This is a genomic window from Flagellimonas marinaquae, from assembly GCF_003992675.1.
GTDB lineage: Bacteria > Bacteroidota > Bacteroidia > Flavobacteriales > Flavobacteriaceae > Flagellimonas > Flagellimonas marinaquae.
Genome location: NZ_RZMZ01000014.1, coordinates 182,669 through 203,686 on the forward strand (window position 1 = coordinate 182,669; position 21,018 = coordinate 203,686).

At 43.1% G+C, this 21,018-nt stretch carries 22 protein-coding genes; 8 read left to right on the plus strand and 14 right to left on the minus strand.

The features are described from left to right. Nucleotides 1–16: 16 nt before the first annotated feature. Nucleotides 17–1,363: an FAD-dependent oxidoreductase gene (locus EO130_RS08385; RefSeq protein ID WP_127141064.1), complete on the minus strand. Its 1,347-nt coding sequence runs from the start codon at nucleotides 1,361–1,363 to the stop codon at nucleotides 17–19. 133 nt (nucleotides 1,364–1,496) lie between these two features. Here EO130_RS08385 and EO130_RS08390 point away from each other — a divergent pair, with 133 nt between their 5' ends. From EO130_RS08390 to EO130_RS08400, 3 genes are read left to right on the plus strand one after another with little or no spacing between them, the layout of a single operon-like run. Beyond that, nucleotides 1,497–1,652 carry a DUF2256 domain-containing protein gene (locus EO130_RS08390; protein ID WP_206513139.1) on the plus strand — a complete coding sequence of 52 codons (156 nt, stop codon included), beginning with the start codon at nucleotides 1,497–1,499 and terminating at the stop codon, nucleotides 1,650–1,652. Continuing rightward, nucleotides 1,642–2,940, plus strand: coding sequence for a DASH family cryptochrome (locus tag EO130_RS08395; RefSeq protein WP_127141066.1), 1,299 nt, complete (start codon nucleotides 1,642–1,644; stop codon nucleotides 2,938–2,940). Before EO130_RS08390 ends, EO130_RS08395 begins: the two co-directional genes overlap by 11 nt. Nucleotides 2,941–2,943: 3 nt before the next feature. Further along, nucleotides 2,944–4,476, plus strand: a complete 1,533-nt coding sequence (locus tag EO130_RS08400; RefSeq protein ID WP_127141067.1) for a cryptochrome/photolyase family protein — start codon at nucleotides 2,944–2,946, stop codon at nucleotides 4,474–4,476. 140 nt (nucleotides 4,477–4,616) lie between these two features. On the opposite strand, the gene EO130_RS08405 is transcribed toward EO130_RS08400, so the two are convergent. From EO130_RS08405 to EO130_RS08420, 4 genes are all read right to left on the minus strand, one after another. Further along, nucleotides 4,617–5,165, minus strand: a complete 549-nt coding sequence (locus EO130_RS08405) for a ClpP family protease (protein WP_127141068.1) — start codon at nucleotides 5,163–5,165, stop codon at nucleotides 4,617–4,619. Between the two features lie 76 nt (nucleotides 5,166–5,241). After that, nucleotides 5,242–6,069 carry a mechanosensitive ion channel family protein gene (locus tag EO130_RS08410; protein WP_127141069.1) on the minus strand — a complete coding sequence of 276 codons (828 nt, stop codon included), beginning with the start codon at nucleotides 6,067–6,069 and terminating at the stop codon, nucleotides 5,242–5,244. 35 nt (nucleotides 6,070–6,104) lie between these two features. Continuing rightward, nucleotides 6,105–6,293: a hypothetical protein gene (locus EO130_RS08415; RefSeq protein WP_127141070.1), complete on the minus strand. Its 189-nt coding sequence runs from the start codon at nucleotides 6,291–6,293 to the stop codon at nucleotides 6,105–6,107. Continuing rightward, nucleotides 6,294–6,923, minus strand: coding sequence for an RNA polymerase sigma factor (locus EO130_RS08420; protein WP_241244324.1), 630 nt, complete (start codon nucleotides 6,921–6,923; stop codon nucleotides 6,294–6,296). Between the two features lie 85 nt (nucleotides 6,924–7,008). Here EO130_RS08420 and EO130_RS08425 point away from each other — a divergent pair, with 85 nt between their 5' ends. From EO130_RS08425 to EO130_RS08435, 3 genes are all read left to right on the plus strand, one after another. Further along, on the plus strand, nucleotides 7,009–7,698 hold the full coding sequence (locus EO130_RS08425) for a hypothetical protein (protein WP_127141072.1): 690 nt from the start codon (nucleotides 7,009–7,011) through the stop codon (nucleotides 7,696–7,698). Nucleotides 7,699–7,778: 80 nt separating this feature from the next. Beyond that, nucleotides 7,779–8,174 carry a VOC family protein gene (locus EO130_RS08430; protein ID WP_127141073.1) on the plus strand — a complete coding sequence of 132 codons (396 nt, stop codon included), beginning with the start codon at nucleotides 7,779–7,781 and terminating at the stop codon, nucleotides 8,172–8,174. A 187-nt stretch (nucleotides 8,175–8,361) separates the two neighbouring features. Beyond that, nucleotides 8,362–10,569, plus strand: coding sequence for a S41 family peptidase (locus EO130_RS08435; protein WP_127141074.1), 2,208 nt, complete (start codon nucleotides 8,362–8,364; stop codon nucleotides 10,567–10,569). A gap of 33 nt (nucleotides 10,570–10,602) precedes the next feature. Here the strand turns inward: EO130_RS08435 and EO130_RS08440 are convergent, their stop codons facing one another. From EO130_RS08440 to EO130_RS08450, 3 genes are read right to left on the minus strand one after another with little or no spacing between them, the layout of a single operon-like run. Further along, nucleotides 10,603–11,751, minus strand: coding sequence for an MFS transporter (locus tag EO130_RS08440; protein WP_127141075.1), 1,149 nt, complete (start codon nucleotides 11,749–11,751; stop codon nucleotides 10,603–10,605). 39 nt (nucleotides 11,752–11,790) lie between these two features. Next, nucleotides 11,791–13,059: a kynureninase gene (gene kynU / locus EO130_RS08445; protein ID WP_127141076.1), complete on the minus strand. Its 1,269-nt coding sequence runs from the start codon at nucleotides 13,057–13,059 to the stop codon at nucleotides 11,791–11,793. Nucleotides 13,060–13,116: 57 nt separating this feature from the next. Continuing rightward, nucleotides 13,117–13,581, minus strand: coding sequence for a GNAT family N-acetyltransferase (locus EO130_RS08450; protein WP_127141077.1), 465 nt, complete (start codon nucleotides 13,579–13,581; stop codon nucleotides 13,117–13,119). A 65-nt stretch (nucleotides 13,582–13,646) separates the two neighbouring features. Between EO130_RS08450 and EO130_RS08455 the strand changes: the two genes are divergently transcribed. Further along, complete coding sequence (locus EO130_RS08455; RefSeq protein ID WP_127141078.1) at nucleotides 13,647–14,288, plus strand: O-methyltransferase; 642 nt, start codon at nucleotides 13,647–13,649, stop codon at nucleotides 14,286–14,288. On the opposite strand, the gene EO130_RS08460 is transcribed toward EO130_RS08455, so the two are convergent. The 6 genes from EO130_RS08460 to EO130_RS08485 all read right to left on the minus strand — a co-directional run bounded on the left by EO130_RS08460 (nucleotide 14,254) and on the right by EO130_RS08485 (nucleotide 19,784). After that, nucleotides 14,254–14,826 carry a phosphatase PAP2 family protein gene (locus tag EO130_RS08460; protein WP_127141079.1) on the minus strand — a complete coding sequence of 191 codons (573 nt, stop codon included), beginning with the start codon at nucleotides 14,824–14,826 and terminating at the stop codon, nucleotides 14,254–14,256. The genes EO130_RS08455 and EO130_RS08460 overlap by 35 nt on opposite strands. A 6-nt stretch (nucleotides 14,827–14,832) precedes the next feature. Then, on the minus strand, nucleotides 14,833–15,105 hold the full coding sequence (locus tag EO130_RS08465) for a Sec-independent protein translocase subunit TatA/TatB (RefSeq protein WP_127141080.1): 273 nt from the start codon (nucleotides 15,103–15,105) through the stop codon (nucleotides 14,833–14,835). An 83-nt stretch (nucleotides 15,106–15,188) separates the two neighbouring features. Beyond that, nucleotides 15,189–17,504 carry a M1 family metallopeptidase gene (locus tag EO130_RS08470; RefSeq protein ID WP_127141081.1) on the minus strand — a complete coding sequence of 772 codons (2,316 nt, stop codon included), beginning with the start codon at nucleotides 17,502–17,504 and terminating at the stop codon, nucleotides 15,189–15,191. Between the two features lie 60 nt (nucleotides 17,505–17,564). Next, a complete protein-coding gene (locus EO130_RS08475) occupies nucleotides 17,565–18,038 on the minus strand; it encodes a DUF6702 family protein (RefSeq protein ID WP_241244325.1) in 474 nt (157 codons plus the stop codon). 199 nt (nucleotides 18,039–18,237) lie between these two features. Then, nucleotides 18,238–19,047, minus strand: coding sequence for a carboxypeptidase-like regulatory domain-containing protein (locus EO130_RS08480; protein ID WP_127141083.1), 810 nt, complete (start codon nucleotides 19,045–19,047; stop codon nucleotides 18,238–18,240). Then, nucleotides 19,044–19,784: a carboxypeptidase-like regulatory domain-containing protein gene (locus tag EO130_RS08485; RefSeq protein ID WP_127141084.1), complete on the minus strand. Its 741-nt coding sequence runs from the start codon at nucleotides 19,782–19,784 to the stop codon at nucleotides 19,044–19,046. Before EO130_RS08485 ends, EO130_RS08480 begins: the two co-directional genes overlap by 4 nt. 214 nt (nucleotides 19,785–19,998) lie before the next feature. Between EO130_RS08485 and EO130_RS08490 the strand changes: the two genes are divergently transcribed. Continuing rightward, nucleotides 19,999–21,018, plus strand: a 1,020-nt coding sequence (locus EO130_RS08490; protein WP_206513140.1) for a hypothetical protein, incomplete at its 3' end; no start/stop codon positions are given.

A 21,018-nucleotide genomic window follows, 5' to 3' on the forward strand; every position in this document is an offset into this window, starting at 1 on the left:
AAGTTGACATTTATAATCATTCCTTGATAAGCGCCAAGATTTTGTCTTCAACCTCTTTGGAATCCCATTTGGTCTCGATGTCGGGCATTTGCATCACCTGCTGCATAATTTCCTCCTGTCGGTCCCCAATGGCCAAAGCCTCAGCATAGGGCCTGTCCGAAAACGTCACGCGGCTATATACCGGGATCCATTTACCTGGATGTTTTGCCGCAAAGTGTTTTTCGATTTTCTTTTGCAGTAGAAATTTGGGGTCCGCCGTTTTGCTGCTCATTTCTACAAAATTTCGATAACTCAATTCTGCAATGGCATCGGCATTCGGTTTTCGCTCCTCTTGATATGTTGAGAAGATGGTTTCCCAATCATCCCCATATTGCCGCATGAGTTGGTCGAGCACATAAATATCCTCAAACCCTGCATTCATACCTTGCCCATAAAACGGCACAATGGCGTGGGCAGAATCACCTACTAGGGCCACTTTGTCCCAATAGGTCCATGGGTAGCACTTCATGGTGACCATGGCACTGGTAGGGTTATTGAAAAAGTCTTTGGTCAAATCTTCTATGACCTTTCGCACATTGGGAAAATAGGTCTTGAAGAATTCCTTGGCCTCATCTTCTGTTTTCAGGCTTTCAAACGAGACATCGCCCTCAAATGGTAAGAAAAGCGTACAGGTAAAGCTTCCGTCGATATTGGGCATAGCGATGAGCATAAACTCGCCTCGTGGCCAGATATGGAAAGAATTTTTGTCCAATTTGTGGGTACCGTCGGCATTGGCAGGAATAGTAAGCTCTTTGTAGCCCACATCAATAAATTCCTGGGAATAATTGTAACGGCTTCTACGTTGCATTTTATGACGTACACGGGAGAAGGCCCCGTCACAACCAAAAATCAGGTCAAAACTGTACTCCTTCCATTCACTTTTTTCGGATTCCCCGGTAAAAATCTTGGCCTCGGGCAAATCAACATCCCATACTTTTTCATTAAACCGGAACAGGGTACCAGCCTCTTCTGCCAGGTCGATCATCCGCTTGTTTAATATCCCTCTGGAAATGGACCAAATGGCTTCCCCCTCCTTTCCGTATTTTTGAAAATAAACAGGTTTATCATTGACGTGCATCGCCCTTTTATCCAAAGGAATAGCTATTTCCTTGATGCGCTCACCAATGCCAACCTCATCCAAGGAACGCCATCCCCTATTGCTCATGGCAAGGTTTATGGACCTGCCGGAGAACTTGATGGTTCTAATATCCGGTCTTCTGTCAAATACGGTTACCTTGTGACCGATTCTTCGTAGATAAATTGCCAATAGGGAACCCACCAATCCGGAACCGATGATGGCTATATTTTTTGGAGTCTGTGCCATAAATGCCCAAGGGGCGAATTCTGATTAAAGGTGTAAAAATAAACATTTTGGTCGGTACAGTCGGGCGATTTCAACCTTCACCCGCTTTGAATCTAGTTTTGTTTAATTTTTAATTATTTTTGTTAAACAAATAATGATTTTGGCACATAAGAAACAGCACCTTCCCACTAAAACGTGTCCCGTTTGCCGGCGTCCCTTTACTTGGAGAAAAAAATGGGAAAAAGACTGGGACCAAGTGGTGTACTGCAGCGAACGTTGCAGAAAAAACAAAAACAAGCATGAAAACTAGCCTTATTTGGTTTGGAAATAATTTACGGGTATCGGACAACGAAGCCCTTAGTTTAGCATCAAAAGCCGATAGATTGATAGCGGTCTACTTTTTTGACCCTAGACAGTATAAAATCGGTCCATTTGGTTTTAAAAAGACGGAGCGGTTTCGGGCAAAATTTCTTTTGGAAACGGTGAATCAGCTTCAAAAGAAACTGGAAGACCTAAACATTACTTTACTCGTTTACCAAGACAAACCAGAGCACGGTATTCCAGAGTTGGTGGAACGTTTCCAAATCGATACCATTTATCTGCAAAAGGAATGGACGTCGGAAGAAGCCACTGTCTTAGCAAACGTAAAGCGCAAGGTTCCGGAAAATATCGAGTTTCATGAAACCTTTGACCAATTTTTGTTTCAGCCAGAGGATATTCCTTTTGAATCCTATGACAAGATTCCGCAGGTATTTACGGTTTTCCGTAAAAAGTGCGAAAAACATGTTGATGTTAGGCCGTGTTTCGAAGTTCCGCAATCCTTTCCAGTTGAAAATAGGGTCGATGATCCATCCCAACTTCCAACATTGGAGGAACTGGGCTTCACTGATTTTGAAATGGACCCAAGGTCTGCATTTCCTTTTGGAGGCGGTGAAGCTGAGGCGCTTCAACGCTTACAGCATTATTTTTGGGACACCAACAAGCTAGCCTATTATAAAAAGACCAGAAATGGATTGGTAGGTACCGATTACAGTTCCAAGTTTTCCCCATGGTTAGCCAATGGCAGTATTTCCGCTCGGACGATATATTGGGAAGTCAAGCGTTTTGAAAAAGAAGTCAAAAAAAATCAAGACACCTATTGGTTGATTTTTGAGTTGATTTGGCGGGATTACTTTAAATATGTTTCCCTAAAACATGGCAATCAGATCTTTAAAATTGACGGTATCCTCGGAGATGAATACGATTGGCACCACAACAAGGCGGCCACACACGATTGGATCAACGGGCAAACGGATGATGATTTTGTAAACGCCAATATGATAGAACTGAAGGAAACGGGTTGGATGAGCAACCGTGGCCGTCAAAACGTGGCCAGCTACTGGTCCAAACACTTACAGCAGGACTGGCGCATTGGTGCTTCCTATTTTGAAGCGATGCTCATCGATTATGACGTACACAGCAATTGGGGCAACTGGATGTACAACAGTGGTGTGGGAAACGACCCTAGAAATCGAACGTTCAACACTAAAAGACAGGCGGAAATGTACGACCCCAACGGAAAATTCCAAAGGCTCTGGCTACAACCCTCTTTATTTTGATCCATGAAAAAACTTAGACTGATCCTTGGCGATCAACTCAACCTTTCCCATAGTTGGTTCAACGAAACGAGTAATGATAACCTATACCTGATGGCAGAAATGCGTCAGGAAACCGATTACGTAAAACACCATATCCAAAAAGTGGTCGGTTTTTTTAGTGCCATGCGCAATTTTGCCAGTGCTCTGGAAAATGAGGGACACCAAGTCATCTATTTTACCATAGCCGACAAAAACAATCCCCAAAACTTGCCCGACCTCATCGACCAAGTAATCAAAGATCGGGACATTGAAAAATTGGAGTACCAGTTGCCGGATGAATATCGATTGGATGAGCAGTTGAAGGATATTTGTGAGCATATTTCCATTTCCAGTGAAGCATTTGACACCGAACATTTTTATACCTCACGGGATGAACTAAAAAATCACTTCAAAGGAAAAAAACAATTGATCATGGAAAGTTTTTATCGTATGATGCGGAAAAAACACCATGTTTTGATGGAAAACGACCAGCCCGAAGGCGGAAAATGGAATTTTGACCAGAGCAACCGCAAAAAATGGGATGGTTCGCCCAGTATACCCAAAGAACTTTCTTTTGACAAGGATGTAAGCGATATCGTAGAGGAAATCAAAAAGGCCGAGGTAGTGACCTTTGGTAATATTGACCCTAAAAAATTTCCCTGGCCTACTACCTACCAAGAATGTAAAAAGCTATTGGATTTTTTCTGTTCTGATTTGCTGACGTACTTCGGAGACTATCAAGATGCCTTGCATACCCAACAAAAGTACTTGTTCCATTCCCGATTATCCTTTGCCATGAACAGCAAAATGCTCTCACCAAAAGAGGTAGTGGATGCCGTTGTGGACCATTACCATGAACACCAAGGTGATATCCATATATCGCAAGTGGAAGGGTTTGTGCGTCAGATTTTGGGCTGGCGCGAGTATATGAGAGGGATATACTGGAAAGAAATGCCCCAATATGCCCAATTGAACGAATTGGATAACCATAATCCACTACCGGATTTTTTCTGGACGGGCAAGACCAAAATGAACTGCCTGCAAAAGTCAATTTCGCAAAGTTTGGACGATGCCTACGCCCATCACATTCAAAGATTAATGGTGATAGGCAATTATGCGTTGTTGACCCAAATACACCCCGATCAAGTAGATGCCTGGTATTTGGGAGTGTACATTGATGCCCTGGAATGGGTGGAGATTACCAATACTAGGGGTATGAGCCAATTTGCCGATGGAGGCATTGTGGCGACAAAGCCTTATGTGAGCAGTGCCAACTATATCAACAAAATGGGCAATTATTGTAAGGATTGCCACTACAGCCATACTAAAAAGACAGGAGAAAAATCGTGCCCGTTCAATGCACTGTATTGGAATTTTTTGGATGAGAAAAAGGAATTTTTCAAAAACAACCAACGCATGTCGATGATGTTGAGCTTGCTGGACAAAAAGAGCAGTGACGAGTTGAAGGAACTAAGGGAAAGGGCGCAAGAAGTGATAGCGAATCCAGACAGTTTTTGATTTTAACGATCCTTTAAAATCCACTTTCGGCTACGTTTCCGTATATCTTTAAAAATATTCCGCTTCGGCGCCTATATATAAAAAGTCCTTCACAACGAGTTGCGAAGGACTTTTCACTTTTTTGGAACTATCGCGTTGACCTATTTCAGGATTTCATCCACAATGCCATACTCAACGGACTCTTCGGCACTCATCCAGTAATCACGATCAAAATCCCTCATCACCTTTTCAAAGGGCTGGCCACAGTTTTCCGAAAGAATCTTGGCGCCCAATTCCTTGGTTTTTATGATTTCCCTGGCTTGGATTTCGATATTGGACGCTTGTCCCCTTGCGCCACCACTGGGTTGGTGAATCATTACACGGGCATGGGGTTGGATAAACCTTCTCCCCTTTTCCCCTACCGATAAGAGTATGGAACCCATGGACGCCGCCAAACCGGAGCATACCGTAGATACCGGACTTTTGATCTGCTTGATGGTATCGTAGATAGCAAAACCAGAGGTGACATACCCCCCTGGGCTGTTGATGATCAATTGGATTTCCTTATGGTTCAACATATCCAAGTAGAGCAACCTATCTATGACATGCTTGGCAGAGTCGTCATCTACTTGGCCCCAAAGGAACACTTTGCGGTCCTCTAACAGTTTTTCTTGGATCAATTCCTGAACTTTTCCTTTTTTTGAACTCATTTTATAGCTATTGTAAGACTTCAAAAATAATCAAATTCCAAGGAAGTTGAGGCACTTGTTCGCCACAATGCCCCGATTATGATTTTATCTCCACTTTTTGGGAAACCACATCCTTGATCGGAATAATAAATTTTCCAGTATTGGTCTCCAAGGTGAGGCTATTGTTCTCAATGGCCTTGATGGTCCCCTCGTCCCCATTGATCACGATCCTATCGCCCACTACATACGTCTTACGTGTATAAAATGCCCTTAGGATATCGGCTACAATCTCGCGGGAGCCCAGCCCTACCCCTAAGGCAAAGGCCAAGAGGAACGAACCCATGATCAGGGTAATGTTATTGGTGATGATGGTAGTGTCGACCCCTGCTTGGTTCAATGCTGTGATGGACATAAAAATGACAATCACGTAAAAAAACAGGTTGCTCACGATGTTGGACCCCCCGAATTCGAGTGAATCGAACAATCGCTTTATGGTCTTCTTCACAAAGTTTCCAATATAGAATCCGAGCATCAACAAGGCCAGTGCGCTAAAGAAACGAGGTAAGTAGTGTAAAAGGTTGCCTATTTCCTGTGAAATGATCTTCCAGTCCAAAATATCCGCAGCCACGATCAAAAAGACCAAGATCAGAAACCATCGTACAAATCCCAAGATGATTTTTATAACGTCTACATTAAATTCACCCTTGCTGGCCACATCCATTCCATTGATCCTATCGTTGAGCAGATCAACTTTGGCCAGTTTTAGGATTTTCTTTAAAAGGAACAATACAATTTTGATGACGATCCAACCCAGGCACAAAATGACCAAGGCTCCCAAGATTTTGGGAAAGGCCAATGCCATCTCTTTGCCCATTCCGGATAGTGAATCAAGGGTCAAATTCTTCCATTCGTTAATAGTCTCCATAGTTGATGTTTATTTATAGTGTTCGGTTACGTTGATCAATTATCTCCCAAGGTTCTGAATAGTTTGCGCAAAGCACCCCCCAAATTGATGGAGAAGAGCGAAGCCATGTCCATGATCAACTTTGCGGCCGCAATGTCGTTCATGACCCTTTGCTTCATTTCGGGAGGAGCCTCGTGCAAGGAGGCCTCCAGTTCCTTAAATGGGTTTTTGTGTTTCTTTGCCATCTATTCCAAGGTATTATAGATTTCCACTAGTCGTTCCTTCGCTCTTTTAATGCGCATTTTCACCGCGCTTTCCCCAATCTCCAGTAAGGAGACCAGATCTTTGATGCTAGCCCCATCTTGGTATTTTAACAGCAGTAGCGACTTGTCCTCAGCTGCAATCAGCTCCAATGCTTTTTTGAGTTTGTCCGCCTTCATTTCAAACAAGCTCTCATCGGGTACTTCTTCGGTAAGTTTATGTTCGGAAGTTTCCACCTGAACGGATTTATCCCTTATTTTCAGTTGTTTGTTCCGGTTGACATAATTCACACAAAAATTATAGGTAAAAGAGTAGAGCCAAGTAGAAAACTTCGATTTGCCCTTGAAGCTTCGAAGTTTGATAAATAGCTGGAGGAAGACATCTTGGGTCAGGTCCTCCGCTTCATCCGCAGATTTTGCGAATCCGTAACATTTGTTATAGACCATTTTCACATAGCGGTCGTACAACTTCCCAAAAAGCATAGGGTCGTTGTCCGCAACAATCTGTTTCACCAATTCCTCATCAGAAAGATGCACGTATAAGTCTTCCTTTTCCAAAAACGTTTTGTCGGGGTTACTTATAAGTATGAGAAACAGGTTTTTTAAAAAAGTCACTCCAAAAACGATTTATTTGACCGAGCTTTTTAAAATGGGGCGCAAATTAACGGATTTTCCTAGTATATTTGGTTAAAAACCAGACATGAAGACCTATTACATCGCCGGACTGCTTTCCTTTTTATTTTTTACCGCTTGTAAAACTGAACCGAACAAAACCGAACCTACGGCTGAAACCACGGAAACTGAGAAAACCGTTCCCGAACGAATTGCCGAGGCCCATGGTTTTGAGCATTGGAAAGATGTGGAGAGAATCACTTTTACCTTTAATGTGGACAGGGATTCCATGCACTTTGAGCGCAGCTGGGATTGGGAACCCAAAACCAATATGGTAACGGCCATTTCGGGTACGGACACCTTGCGGTACGACCGGAATGCGATGGACAGTATAGCCCTAAAGACGAATGGAGGTTTCATTAATGACCGGTACTGGCTCATGGCTCCCTTTAACCTCATGTGGGACGCCAATAATTACGCGTTTGAACATACAGAGGAGGCTACGGCTCCCATTAGCCAAGAACCCATGCAAAAGCTTACCATTGTGTATGCCAATGAAGGTGGCTACACCCCTGGCGATGCATATGATTTCTACTTTAAGGATGATTACATCCTTCGGGAGTGGGCCTATCGCAAATCCAACCAAGAGGAGCCCAATTTGGTATCCACTTGGGAAGATTATGTAGAGATGGAAGGCCTACAGTTGGCACAACAGCACAACCGACCCGATGGAGGTACCAGCCTTTATTTTACTGGGTTTTTGGTGAGTAAGGAATAAGGCGGGAAATTTCTTTTATGGGTAATTATATTTTTTTCGAGGAACCCCAACAACCATAATCAGTCCAAAAAGACAAAAAGATGAAAGTAACACTCATAAGCATCCCTGTTCGGGACCAAGAAAAAGCGTTGAAGTTTTACTCAGAAAAACTAGGCTTTATCAAAAAGAAAGATGAACCTTTAGGAGGTGGCAATCGATGGCTCACCTTAGTCTCCAAAGATTGGCAAGATGGACCTGAACTTTTATTAGAGCCAGCTCCCAATCATTTTGAGCCATCAAAAGTATACCAAGAGGCGCTTAAGGAAGCAGGCATCCCATGGACCCAGTTTGATGTGCATAATGTGGATACCGAGTATGAGCGATTGACCAAGCTTGGGGTAGAGTTTACAATTAAGCCAACCGTAGCGGGAAATGTAAAATATGCCATTCTTAATGATACTTGTGGAAATTACATTCAATTGGTACAAGAGCTATAAAAATACCATAAGAAGTCTTCCTAACTTAGTTCATCCTTAAATTACTGATAACCTTACCATCACCTTATTTCTGTTTTTATATTTTTAGTCAGCTACAAATCAAGTAGCTCTCCCCCCCCCAAAAAAAATCTCGTACAACATCCGAAAACATAAATTTTATCTTAATCCATTTACTAAAAAGCCTGTAATGAAACAACAACTACTTTTGGTTTTAATCCTCCTGGCTACTATAGGTTGCAATGCCCAAAATGATAAAAAATTCAATCTAGATTTTGAAAATCATAAAGGAGAAACCAAGCTATCGGATGGTTGGTTCCAATGGGGCGACCATAAATTATCCATTGACACCCTAGCTTACTCTGGGACCAAGGCTGGAAAAATCACATCCCTTGAAAATGGAGAATTTGGAAGTATTGCTTACAAAATACCCGCTAAATATGAGGGCAAGAGCATCAAACTCGAGGGGTACATGAAAACTAAAAACGTGCAAGGTGGTTTTGCGGGGTTGTTATTGAGGGTTGATGGCAATGGTTCTTCCTTTGCGTTTGACAATATGCAAGACAAAAACATTACAGGAACCAACGACTGGAAAAAGTATACCATAAACCTCAACTATCCTGAAGGGGCGGAAATGATTTATGTTGCAGGTATACTTGTAGGTACCGGTGAAGCTTGGTATGACGATTTTACAGTAACAATCGATGACAAAAACATACAAACCCTTGAAGAGATCAAAAGGAAACCAACAAAGGCAGAATTGGATAAAGAATTCGATTCCGGGTCATTGTTGGATTTATCCAATATATCTGCTAAAGACATTGAAAACCTGAAATTGTTGGGCAAGGTTTGGGGGTTTCTAAAATACCATCATCCGGAAATAGCCAAAGGAAATTATAATTGGGATTATGAACTCTTTAGATTTTTACCAAATTACCTGCAATCCAAAAGTGATGTGGAAAGAAACAATCATTTGATTGAATGGATCGCTTCTTTGGGCGATTTAAAAAAATGTTCCGACTGCAAACCCACCCGTGAAGATGCGGTAATTCGCCCCGACCATAGATGGATTGAGAATGAAGATGACCGACTTAAAGAAAAATTGCTACATGTCTATAATAACCGTTCTCAAGGAAAGCATTATTACATTGGCATGGCACCAGGCATCGGCAACCCAAATTTCAAAAATGAAGAAGCGTATTACCTAATGCCTTTTCCCGATGATGGGTACAGACTACTTTCGCTATATCGATTTTGGAACATGATTCATTATTTTTTTCCTTACAAACATTTAACGGAAAAAGATTGGAACGATGTACTAGCTGAATACATCCCAGTTTTCTTGAATGCTGAAGATGAATTGGAATATGAATTGGCCGCAATACGGCTCATCGGCGAAATTCAGGATACCCATGCCAACCTCTGGGAAGGTGCCGGCAAAATAAATGAATGGAAAGGATTAAATTATCCTCCTGTACATGTTCGTTTTATTGAAAACAAATTGGTGGTAACCGACTTTTATAATGAAGAACATATAGATAAGGTCGGGCTAGAGATTGGAGACATAATCACCAAAATCAATGATAGGACTGTTGCTGAAATAGTGAAAGAAAGAGCACCGTATTATCCAGCTTCAAACCAGCCTACCATGCTGAGGGATATTTCCCCCGACCTCTTGCGATCGAATTTAAATGAAATCGAAATTGTTGTAGATTCGAAGGATAATATCCCAAGGTCCAAGTCACTAAAACTATATCCAAAAGATAGTCTTGATATTTATAGTTGGTATAGAAGGGAGGATTTCAAGTCCTTTAAAATATTGGACAATAACATTGGCTATGTAACACTACAAACTATCAAGGAAGAGGATATATCCAAAATCAAAAAGCAGTTCAAAGACACCAAAGGTATAATTATTGACATCAGGAACTACCCTTCAACATTTGTTCCATTCTCCTTGGGTTCTTATTTTGTCTCTTCCCTCACACCTTTTGTAAAGTTCACTAATGGGAATATTAATAATCCTGGTGAATTCACGTTTGGAGAAGAACTAAAAATACCCAGTAAAGGATACACATACGAAGGAAAATTAGTGGTGTTGGTGAATGAACTTACACAAAGTCAAGCCGAATATACATCGATGGCATTTAGAGCAGGAGACAACACGACAATAATTGGCAGTACAACAGCAGGCGCTGACGGAAATGTATCCATGATATATCTGCCTGGTGGGATGAGAACGATGATTTCGGGCATTGGCGTATATTACCCCGATGGAAAAGAGACACAAAGAGTAGGCATTGTCCCCGATATTGAGGTGCATCCAACTATTGAAGGAATAAGGGCAGGGAAAGACGAATTGCTCGAAAAAGCGATTGAAATAATTAGCAAACGCTAGAAAAAGTTGATAAATGTTGAACTAATTGAATTGTTAATTCCCCCTTCTCCTGAGGAAAAACGTAATCCCAAAAACTATAAGGGCCATACACAATAGCAAAATAAAACTATAGTTTAAGGAGGCACTTTCGGCTATAAACCCAAGAATTACAGGGCCCAACAAAAACCCGATATACCCAAAACCAGCGATAAAGGCCACACCTTGGGAGGAATCTACACCCTTTACATTGCCTCCGATGCGGAACAATTCGGGTACAATCACCGAAAATCCCAATCCGTTTAGGGCAAAACCTATAATTGACCATGTGGTTTGTTGGGTCAGCACCAAAAAATAGCCACAGGCCGCAATGAGGGCACCCAACCCCACCAGCTTTATGGAGCCAATCCGTGCACTGATGCCATCACCCAAAAACCTACCAAGCGTCATGGTAGTGGAAAAAGCCAAAAAGCCCGCACCAATAAGCAATTCTGGGGCCATAGTCATTTCCTTGAGATAAAGTCCACTCCAATCAATAATAGCGCCTTCACTTCCGAAGGAAACAAAACCAATAATCCCCAATAACAACAAAGGTTTAAAAAGTTTGAAGCTGAACGGTTCCTTTTCCACTGGCGCCGCTACAATGTGGATGTAATGCTTTCTAAAATATAGGTTGATGATAAATACCAATACCACCGTAATACCCATGTGCAACACCGGACTTCCTATCACCGGAATCAAAAAACTGCCCAAGCCTACCAAAATACCTCCCAAACTAAAAAAGCCGTGGGCCGCAGACATGAAGTTTTGCTTATCCTCTTTCTCGATTTCGGTGACAAGGGTGTTTATGGCAATATCAATAAAACCGTTGCCCGCCCCAAATAGGTACAACGCCGCCATCAAAAGATAATAATTAGGGGCCATTAGTGGCAGCATGGCGGTGGTGGACACAAAGATGACACCAATCCACGAGGCCCGCCCAACCCCGATACGGTTGATCAACTTGGATGCCATGGGAATGATCGTAAAAACCCCAAGCGACAAACAAAACAGGGCGATGCCCAAATCTGCCTTGTCAATGCCCAGTTTTTCTTTGACAGTGGGAATGTAAATGGCCCATGTACCGAACCAAATATTGATACTGGTAAACACCCAGGCCGTTCCAAAATATCTTGGATTGGACAAAATCAGTTTTAAGGACTTCATAAATGGTCTTGGTTGGTTGGATTCATGTAGTGCTACATCTTATTTATGCTGTATGCCCGCTTTTAATATCTGTCCAAAACGGTACATATCTTCGTAGGAGCAATAAAATGGTGCAGGTGCCAATCGAATCACATTGGGCTCCCTCCAATCCGTGATGACACCGTTCTTCATCAAATAATCAAAAAGGGACCTGCCCTCACCATGCAAAAACACTGAAAGCTGACAACCCCTATCATGGGGCGTAATGATCTCAAAGGTGCTGTCCACTTCCTTATCGATTTCGTGGAGCACAAACTCCAAATAGGCTACAATGGTCTTTTGCTTTTCGATAAGGGCATCCATCCCTACCTCATCAAAAAGTTCCAAAGAGGCCAAATATGGGGCTACAGAGAGTATCGGCGGATTGCTCAACTGCCAGGCATCGGCACTTTCAATGGGATCAAACTCTGGCTTCATCAAAAAACGGGTTTCCTTTTTGTTGCCCCACCAGCCTTCAAAACGGGGAATATCCTCCTTGCCCAGGTGTCTTTCATGAATAAAAATACCTGATGCGTTCCCAGGCCCGCTGTTCATATACTTGTAGCTGCACCATGCGGCAAAATCGGCACCCCAATCATGCAAATGCAATTTGATATTTCCCACACCATGAGCCAAATCCCAGCCTACAAAGGCGCCAACATCCTTTCCTGCCTTGGTGATTGCCTCCATATCCAATACCTGGCCATTGTAATAATTCACACCACCCATCAACACCAAGGCCAGCTCATCGCCCACCTCTTGGATTTTTTGGATGATATCCTCCGTCCGCCAAGCATGTTCTCCTTCCCGCTTTTTAACCTCGACTATGGTTTCTTTTGGGTCCAATCCATGAAAACGCACCTGACTTTGAAGCATGTATTGGTCGGAAGGAAAGGCTTTCTCTTCGCAAATTATCTTGAATCGCTTTGCGGTGGGCCGATAAAAGGAGACCATCAACAAATGAAGGTTTACCGTAAGGGTGTTCATCACCGAAATCTCCTTGGGCTGCGCACCTACCACCTTGCCCAATCCTTCCGCAAGCCGCTCGTGATAATCCCACCAAGGCTTATCTGCATAAAAATGACCTTCCACTGCCAGTTCCCGCCAATCCTTCATCACTTCGTCGACAAATCTTTGTGTCCGCTTGGGTTGCAGTCCAAGGGAATTCCCTGTAAAATAAATCACATCCTTTCCATTGACTTGGGGATAGTGGAATTCATTTCTGTAAGGGGCCAATGCATCGGAAGCATCTAATTGTTTCGCGAATTCAAGCGTATTTTGGAACGTCATTTTCTTTTGGTTTGTCCCAAAAATACAACTTGTGGGGGTAATGTCATGAAAAGAAAGTCATTCCAATCGCATTTCTATGATGTGCTTTTTAAAACCCACCTTTTCGTAGGCATGAATAGCCGAAACATTGTCATTATAAACCGTTAAACGTATCTCTTGAAAACCTTTTGCATATGACCATTGTTTGAGCTCTTCCACGATTTGGCCATTGATTCCCATGCCGCGATAGGCAACATCGGTATACATAAAACCCAAATAGGCATACCATTCATGATTTAGATAGTGTCTAGCCTGTTTAGGTATGGCGTAGCCCGATGCTATGATTTTCCCCTCAGCTTCGGCCACCACCACATGGGATTCGGTATCTTGAATCATATCACCGATATCGTAGTAACTTATGGTTCCGCTTTTTATGGTTACATCAAAGGGGCGTTCCGCCTTAATGATTTCCTGTTCAAAATTGAGCAGTACGGGGAGATCGTCCAAGCTCGCCGCCCGAACCGTTACCTTTGGTAATGTCATGAAGTTGTTTTGTTTAATAGGTATACCAATGTAGTTGTTTTCCCTATTTTTGCGAAAAATATCACATGCATTTCCTATCGCCCATATTGGAAACCTATATTGCCAACCATTCGGAGGACGAACCGGAATTGTTGCAGGAACTCACCCGTGAAACCCATTTAAAGGTAATCCAGCCCAGAATGATCACAGGGCATTTTCAGGGTAGGGTATTGAGCATGTTATCCAAAATCATCAACCCGAAATACATTTTGGAGATTGGGACCTACACAGGTTATTCGGCACTTTGTTTGGCGGAAGGCCTTCAAAAAGATGGGGAATTGCATACTATTGAAGTCAATGAGGAACTCCAGCCCATGCAGCGCAGGTTTTTTGATAAGAGTGGATTTGGTTCACAAATCAAACAACATATCGGAGATGCGCTGGACATTGTGCCCAACTTGCACCAAACCTTCGACCTTGTTTTCATTGATGCACAAAAGGTCAACTATGATGCCTATTTTGAAGCGGTCATTCAAAAAACTAGACCGGGGAGCATAATTCTTTCGGATAACGTCCTGTGGTCGGGCAAGGTGGTGGAACCGTTACAAAAATCGGACAAGGCCACGGAAGCATTACTGGCATACAACCAAAAACTGAAAGAAGATACAAGGGTGGAGACGGTTCTTTTGCCCATTAGGGATGGACTAACCTTGAGCCGGGTGCTATAAAACGTTCGTATAAGGCGTAAAACAGCCAGCCGGACAATAATCCCACGACCATTCCCACTAAAATATCGATGGGAAAGTGTACCCCAACGTAAATTCGACTCACCGCAAAGAGGAGTGGCCAGATAAAAAACAAAATCGCCCATTTTACTCGCTGCCTCAGAAAGAGGAACACCAACATGGTAATCGAAAAGGAACTGGAGGCGTGGCCGGAGAAAAAACTATAATCCGTCGGTGTTTTTAGTATTCGGATTAGGGTATTGATCTCTTCCGTATTGTTTGGTCGCAACCTTGCGACCGAAATTTTGGTGATATGGGTTATCAGTGCAATAAAAACGGCGAGGCCCAAAACCGTAAGGAACCGATAAAGTGCTTCCCTTTTGGGAAACTTCAAAAAAAATAGCGCTATAAACAATAGAAAAAGGGGAATCCAAGTGGTAAACTGGGTGACCGTGGACCAGAAAACATCATATTGTTCTATACCTAGCCCATTGAGATAAACAAAGGTGTCCCTATCCCATTTGAGCAGTCTTTCCCACATGAATATTTATTTATTGAGATCTCGTTTGATGGAACCGGAAACTTCGTCCACATTCTTCTTGACATCGTCAATTTCCTTCCTAATGTTCTTGGTAAAATCGGTATCCACGTCGGCGCTCTTTTGGATTTCGCGCTTAATGTCGTCGGTGGCATCCTTGAGTTGGCGCATTCCTTTGCCGAGCCCCCTGGCTATTCCAGGGATTTTATCCGCACCAAACACCATCACCACTACAAATAGGATGAAAAATATCTCGGCTCCGCTGATGAATAAAAATTGCATGGCACAAATATAATCAGATCTTAGGTTCAAAATAAAAAAAGCCCCGTGAAATCACGGGGCTCTTAACATAGTTTTTTGGTGTCTTATTTTCCTTTGATGTTCTCCTTGAACTTATCAAAGTCAGACTTCTCTTCTTTCTTAGGCCAAGCATTGTTGGTGGTATCGATATCGGCTGTCTCCAATTTAGGGTCTACCACGATTCCGACCAATTCCTTTTGGGTGGCCATTACTCTTTTCACCTCAGCATCGTTCTTTCTCCAGATTTCTGGCGGGTAGGTAACACTCTCGGTGGTACCATCTGCATAGGTATACTCCACGATCAATGGCATTGGGATACCTCCTGGCTTGTCAAAAGTAATTTCGTAGAAATACTTTGGCTCTTTCACCTGAGACCTTTCGGCTTCGGTCATATTGTCCATCATAAACGACTTCAGGTTTTGGGAAGTCTCTGTGGGCGACTTTCCTTTCAATTCGAGAGCGAAGTCCTCGCTATCCTCTTCAGCCAAGTACACCAAGGGTGGTAAATCGGCTTCCGTTAGGTTTCTGTCGGCCATGTATTTCTCCATTTCCTTGGTAGGCTTGTTGGATACGTAGTATTTTTTAACGTCCTTCACACCTATGTCCACATAATCGGTGGTGTAGAACCATCCTCTCCAGAACCAATCCAAATCCACTGCTGATGCATCTTCCATGGTGCGGAAGAAATCCTCTGGAGTTGGGTGCTTGAACATCCAACGCTGTGCGTAGGTTTTAAAAGCATGGTCAAACAATTCCTTGCCCATTACGGTTTCCCTAAGAATGTTAAGGGCCGTGGCTGGTTTAGCATAGGCATTTGGACCAAGCTGGTACACGTTCTCTGGATTTGACATGATGGGAGAAATATAGCTTTGGTCTCCTGCCATGTAAGGAACAATCTTGGAGGGCTCTCCTCTACGGGATGGATATTTCTCGTTTGGAGCGATGACATCTGGATGATTTTCACCAAACTCTTGCTCGGTCAAATACTGCATAAAAGTATCCAATCCTTCATCCATCCAGCCCCACTGACGCTCATCGGAATTGACGATCATCGGGAAGAAGTTGTGTCCCACTTCGTGGATAATCACACTGATCATACCATATTTTACCCTATCGGAATAGGTCCCATCTTCGTTGGGACGACCATAGTTCCAGCAAATCATTGGGTATTCCATACCTTGGTTCTTCGCATGAACGGAGATTGCTTTATGGTAGGGATAATCAAAAGTGTGCTTTGAATATGTTTTTAGGGTCTGTACCACTGCTTTGGTGGACTGCTCTTCCCAAAGTGGATTTCCTTCCTTGGGATAAAGCGATACTGCCATCACATCTTTGTTGCCTATTTTGACAGCCTGCATGTCCCAGATAAATTTTCTGGAGGTTGCAAATGCGTAGTCCCTAACATTGGTCGCCTTAAATTTCCATGTTTTGGTATCGGTAGAAAAGCCTTTTTCAGCAGCTTCAGCCTCTTCCTGAGTTACAATGATCACAGGTTTATCATACGATTTTGTAGCTTGCTTGTAACGCTTCATCATTTCTTTGGAGAAAACTTCGTCACGGTTCTGAAGTTCACCAGTAGCATCCAACACGTGGTCTGCAGGTACAGTGATACTCACCTCGTAGTTACCGAAAGGCAAAGCGAACTCGCCGCTACCCCAGAACTGGTGGTTCTGCCATCCTTCAACATCGTTATAAACTGCCATTCTTGGGAAGAATTGGGCAATTACATACGCACGGTTGCCATCCTTTGGGAAATACTCATAACCCGAACGTGCCCTGTTCACGGTATGGTCGGGAATGTTGTACCACCATTTGATGGAAAATGAAACCTTCTCTCCGCTTTTTAAAGCCTGCGGAATGTTCACACGCATCATGGTCTGGTTGATGGTGTACGACAACGGCCTTCCATTGGCATCGGTTACGGATTCAATGTTAAAACCTCCATCGAATGGTTCGCTGATGTAGGTTTGTGCAAAGTTATCCGCTGTGTAGGCAATGTTCACGCCGTTCCCGTCGCGCATAGGCGATTTGGAATCCTTGGCCCGTACATTTTGGTCCAATTGCACCCAAAGAAACTCTAGGTCGTCAGGTGAATTGTTATGATAGGTAATGGTCTCTTCTCCACTGATCCTTGCGTTCTTGTCGTCCAGTTGGATATCCATTACATAATCCGCCTGCTGTTGATAGTAATCGGGACCTGGCGCCCCTGAGGCGGACCGATAGGTGTTGGGAGTGGAAAACTCCTCGTACAATTGTTTGAATTTACTTTGGTTGTAGTGACCGGGCTCCCGTTCCTGTTTTACTTCGCCCTCCTCCTGAGCCATGACCACGGCCCCAAAAAGGAACAACACGGAAGCTAAGCAATACTTAAATTTGTTCATTTTCTATCTAATTTTATAACGGTGAAAAATAACTAATTTTAACCAATTGTTAAGACTAGGTTATAAGTTTAACATTCCTTTATTGTTTTCCCTGATGAGGACAAAACTTTTTTTGTTGTCCCTCCATTTGATATGTACAATGTTCTTCTGCTCATCGAAAAGATCGGTCAGAATTTCGTTTTGTACGGACATGGTTTTGATTTCTGGTAAGTTTACCTTAGGAATCTCCAAGTAACAGATTACGACATCGGTGTCGTAGCGTTTTCCTAGAAAAGTATAATTGGCAGGTTTCCCGTCGAGTTCGATCAGAAATTTTGTCCTGAAATATTTCTCGATATACTCATCTGCTATTTTGGATTCATTCGGTGTCGCCAATTTAGCTTCAATTCCATAGCGCTCATTGAGCAGTCTGTCCAAATCATCAATAAATATCCGGCTTGTAATCTGAAAGGCGGCATCATCCTCGGAATAGTTAATATTGGTAACGCTGACGTAGAATTTATGTGCTACTGTAAAAGATACCAACAGGAGCATCGTCAGGGGTAAAAGAAATATTTTTGCTTTGTTCAATGTACGCATCGCGTTATGATCTTTAAAATGGATAACAATGTTACGGTTTTATGATAGCTAACGCAATTTACTTGCCAAATTCATTTAGATCATAGAATATAGAATTAAGATCCTAGAGAATAGAAATTTGACTCCTAACTCCTAACTCCTAACTCCTAAGGTATCAATCCAAATCATTGTTCTCTCGATACGCTCTGCTTTTCCGTATCATGATGTCAAAAATTCGTAGTTTGTCCTCAGAAGCAATCGCATCCTGAAAGGCTTCATCCACCTCGCAGAAATACATGAAATCATCAATACGTTCCATAGGTATTTTCAAGGTGGTCAAAAACAGGGAATCTCCATAAAAACCTTGTACTTGTTGGGTCTGCGCGTAAATCCTATCAATTTTTACACGATTTTTGAGCATTTTTGTCCGCCCCGTGATGGCATTGATAATCGGGTTGAGGCTCATGGCGCCTCCAGCACCGCCAAGTCCGCCTCCGGCCGTTACGCTCATGGCCGATGCTTCTTGGAGTTTCCGCTCGCTTTGGGTTGGAATCCGTCGATGGGCATTGGGCAGGTTCAATGCTTCGGCAGTCACATCTTTTTCCAATACGACCCGGTCTATGTCCTTTGTCAGGTCGCCTGTCAGATTATAAGGGGTCACCACCACTTCTTTCAATTGATTCACAAACTCCTGCATGGGAACTTCCACAAAGTTGGAATTGTAAAGGGCATCGGTTACGGGCAGTATTTTCCTAAGAAAGTGCACGGCAGAGAACACCAAGGTATCGTTTACCCGCACCTCAATGGCAAAATTCCCGTCCAAATCGGTAATTACGGCATTTTGGGTGCCCAGATTTTGGACCACAACCCCTACCACGTCCTTATCTTCGCTGACTACTCTTCCCTGCAATAGCTTTTCTTCACCAGATTGGGCCAAGACCCATTGGAATCCAAAAAACAATACCGCAAGCAAGCAGTTCCTCATTCTTCGTTCAAGGTTGCCAGATATTCTTTGCTCTGGGTCACTAGAAAATCGATCAACTGAAATTCGTTCTCCTTTTTAAGGAGTGTTTGCGATGGTACCTTATCGTCGCAGTACAACAAAAAGGCGTTGATTTTATCCTGCGGAAGTCGAAGGTCTACCACAAAAAATTCATCGTCGTACACTTGGCGGAGTACCTCGCTTACTTTTAAGGGCGTCCTTTCCTGTCCGCTGGCATCCTGTGATTTGAAAAGTGCCTTAAAAATGTTCACGAAATTGATACCGTCCCTCATCCCTCGGGTAATCCTCGAATTGGCGACATTCTCTACCTCTGTGCCACGGTCAATTTCATATTCAAATTGTTTAAAATCTTCGTTCTTGACCTCTAGAAAACGCTCCTGATTTTCGGGGGTAACGATGACCTCATCCAGTTCCTGCACCTTTTCGTCCACTTCGACCACCAAACGGTTATTGGCCAATATTTCCGGTGTCACATCCACCACTTTTAACTGATAGTTGATGGCGGTAAATACCAACTGGTCACCTTCCTTCACCTCAATCATGAACTCACCATTGTCATTGGTAATGGTGGCACGGCCGCTGGTGGAATTGATAACGTTCTCATTGGGCACATTGGAACTCCGGTACAGCACCTTTCCCCTTAGCATAGTTCGGGAATCCTGTGCCAAGGACCAACCGCTTACCAGCAAAGAGAACAATATCAAAAATGTATTTTTCATGTATACGTGTTTACTACAAGTTAAAGAAAAACCTTGATACCCATATAAAAAATTTAGTGGTTCTAAACTTTTGTTAATTCTACGGTGGCAAATATAGTTAAGCACTTTCCATTCACCCGTGAATTGCGTGTTTTGACGGTATTTCTCATCAAAATTCGAACATAAGTTTAGTTTTGCTTTTTACGTTTGGTAAAATCCTCAAAGAACTAACACTGTGAAAACTTCAATTGTCTACTTGATCATTGGCCTATTGGTGATCAATTCGCTGAACGCGCAGGTAAAAATCGGTGACAATCCGCAAAACCTGGACCCTGCTTCCATTCTAGAACTTCAAAGCTCCAATCGTGTTTTGGTCATTACCCGGGTTACCGATGCCCAAATGAGCGGTATTTCACCGCTGCCCGGTGCTGTGGTCTACAATACGGACCAGGGGTGTTTGCACTATTACAACGGAACGGAATGGATCAATATTTGTGAAGAATTGGACAATTCATTTACGGTGAGCACCCGTGCAGATTCCTTGCAACAGGTAAATCCCAATGCAAGGGACAACACCATTGCCATTTTGGAGTCCATCAACCCGGACGGGAGCACCAATTACAACTTTGAGGTCAACCGAATTACAGGAGCAAACATTGTGGACACCTCCATTAATGGTTCCACCAAACTGCAAAACGAATCCGTGACCAACAACAAATTGGCCGAAAAGTCTGTAGGACTACGAAATTTGGCCGATGCCACCAGCACAGGGGACCTGTTGATGTACAATGGAACCGCATGGAACTTTGTCAACCGTACGGACCTGCTGAACACACAGCTGGACAGTATTGTGGGGAATGAGGTGGTTGGTCCTACCGATGCCACTCTTCTTTTAAATGGTACTGGAAGTCAAGCAGACCCACTAACTTTAGATGTGGCCGAAGGTGGAATCACCGCTTTTGAGATTGCGACCGATGCAGTGACCACGGATGAAATTTTAGATGGTACCCTACTGACAGAAGATATTTCGGATGATGCGGTGACCACCGCAAAAATCCTTAATGGCGCAGTGACCAACGCCAAACTTTACAAAGCGAATATCCCTTTGAGTGGATTTGGGCCGGCTGCTGCGGATGTTGATTTAGGTAACAATAGGATTATTAATGTCAGCAATCCTACAGATGTCCAAGATGCCGCTACAAAGTTTTATGTGGACAACGAAATAACAAACAATGCCGCGGATGGGACCGAAACC

Coding starts and splice junctions, on each gene's coding strand:
- EO130_RS08385 (WP_127141064.1), bottom strand. CDS start 1,363: ATGGCACAGACTCCAAAAAATATAGCCATCATCGGTTCCGGATTGGTG.
- EO130_RS08390 (WP_206513139.1), top strand. CDS start 1,497: ATGATTTTGGCACATAAGAAACAGCACCTTCCCACTAAAACGTGTCCC.
- EO130_RS08395 (WP_127141066.1), top strand. CDS start 1,642: ATGAAAACTAGCCTTATTTGGTTTGGAAATAATTTACGGGTATCGGAC.
- EO130_RS08400 (WP_127141067.1), top strand. CDS start 2,944: ATGAAAAAACTTAGACTGATCCTTGGCGATCAACTCAACCTTTCCCAT.
- EO130_RS08405 (WP_127141068.1), bottom strand. CDS start 5,165: ATGAGTTCAAAAAAAGGAAAAGTTCAGGAATTGATCCAAGAAAAACTG.
- EO130_RS08410 (WP_127141069.1), bottom strand. CDS start 6,069: ATGGAGACTATTAACGAATGGAAGAATTTGACCCTTGATTCACTATCC.
- EO130_RS08415 (WP_127141070.1), bottom strand. CDS start 6,293: ATGGCAAAGAAACACAAAAACCCATTTAAGGAACTGGAGGCCTCCTTG.
- EO130_RS08425 (WP_127141072.1), top strand. CDS start 7,009: ATGAAGACCTATTACATCGCCGGACTGCTTTCCTTTTTATTTTTTACC.
- EO130_RS08430 (WP_127141073.1), top strand. CDS start 7,779: ATGAAAGTAACACTCATAAGCATCCCTGTTCGGGACCAAGAAAAAGCG.
- EO130_RS08435 (WP_127141074.1), top strand. CDS start 8,362: ATGAAACAACAACTACTTTTGGTTTTAATCCTCCTGGCTACTATAGGT.
- EO130_RS08440 (WP_127141075.1), bottom strand. CDS start 11,751: ATGAAGTCCTTAAAACTGATTTTGTCCAATCCAAGATATTTTGGAACG.
- kynU (WP_127141076.1), bottom strand. CDS start 13,059: ATGACGTTCCAAAATACGCTTGAATTCGCGAAACAATTAGATGCTTCC.
- EO130_RS08450 (WP_127141077.1), bottom strand. CDS start 13,581: ATGACATTACCAAAGGTAACGGTTCGGGCGGCGAGCTTGGACGATCTC.
- EO130_RS08455 (WP_127141078.1), top strand. CDS start 13,647: ATGCATTTCCTATCGCCCATATTGGAAACCTATATTGCCAACCATTCG.
- EO130_RS08460 (WP_127141079.1), bottom strand. CDS start 14,826: ATGTGGGAAAGACTGCTCAAATGGGATAGGGACACCTTTGTTTATCTC.
- EO130_RS08465 (WP_127141080.1), bottom strand. CDS start 15,105: ATGCAATTTTTATTCATCAGCGGAGCCGAGATATTTTTCATCCTATTT.
- EO130_RS08470 (WP_127141081.1), bottom strand. CDS start 17,504: ATGAACAAATTTAAGTATTGCTTAGCTTCCGTGTTGTTCCTTTTTGGG.
- EO130_RS08475 (WP_241244325.1), bottom strand. CDS start 18,038: ATGCTCCTGTTGGTATCTTTTACAGTAGCACATAAATTCTACGTCAGC.
- EO130_RS08480 (WP_127141083.1), bottom strand. CDS start 19,047: ATGAGGAACTGCTTGCTTGCGGTATTGTTTTTTGGATTCCAATGGGTC.
- EO130_RS08485 (WP_127141084.1), bottom strand. CDS start 19,784: ATGAAAAATACATTTTTGATATTGTTCTCTTTGCTGGTAAGCGGTTGG.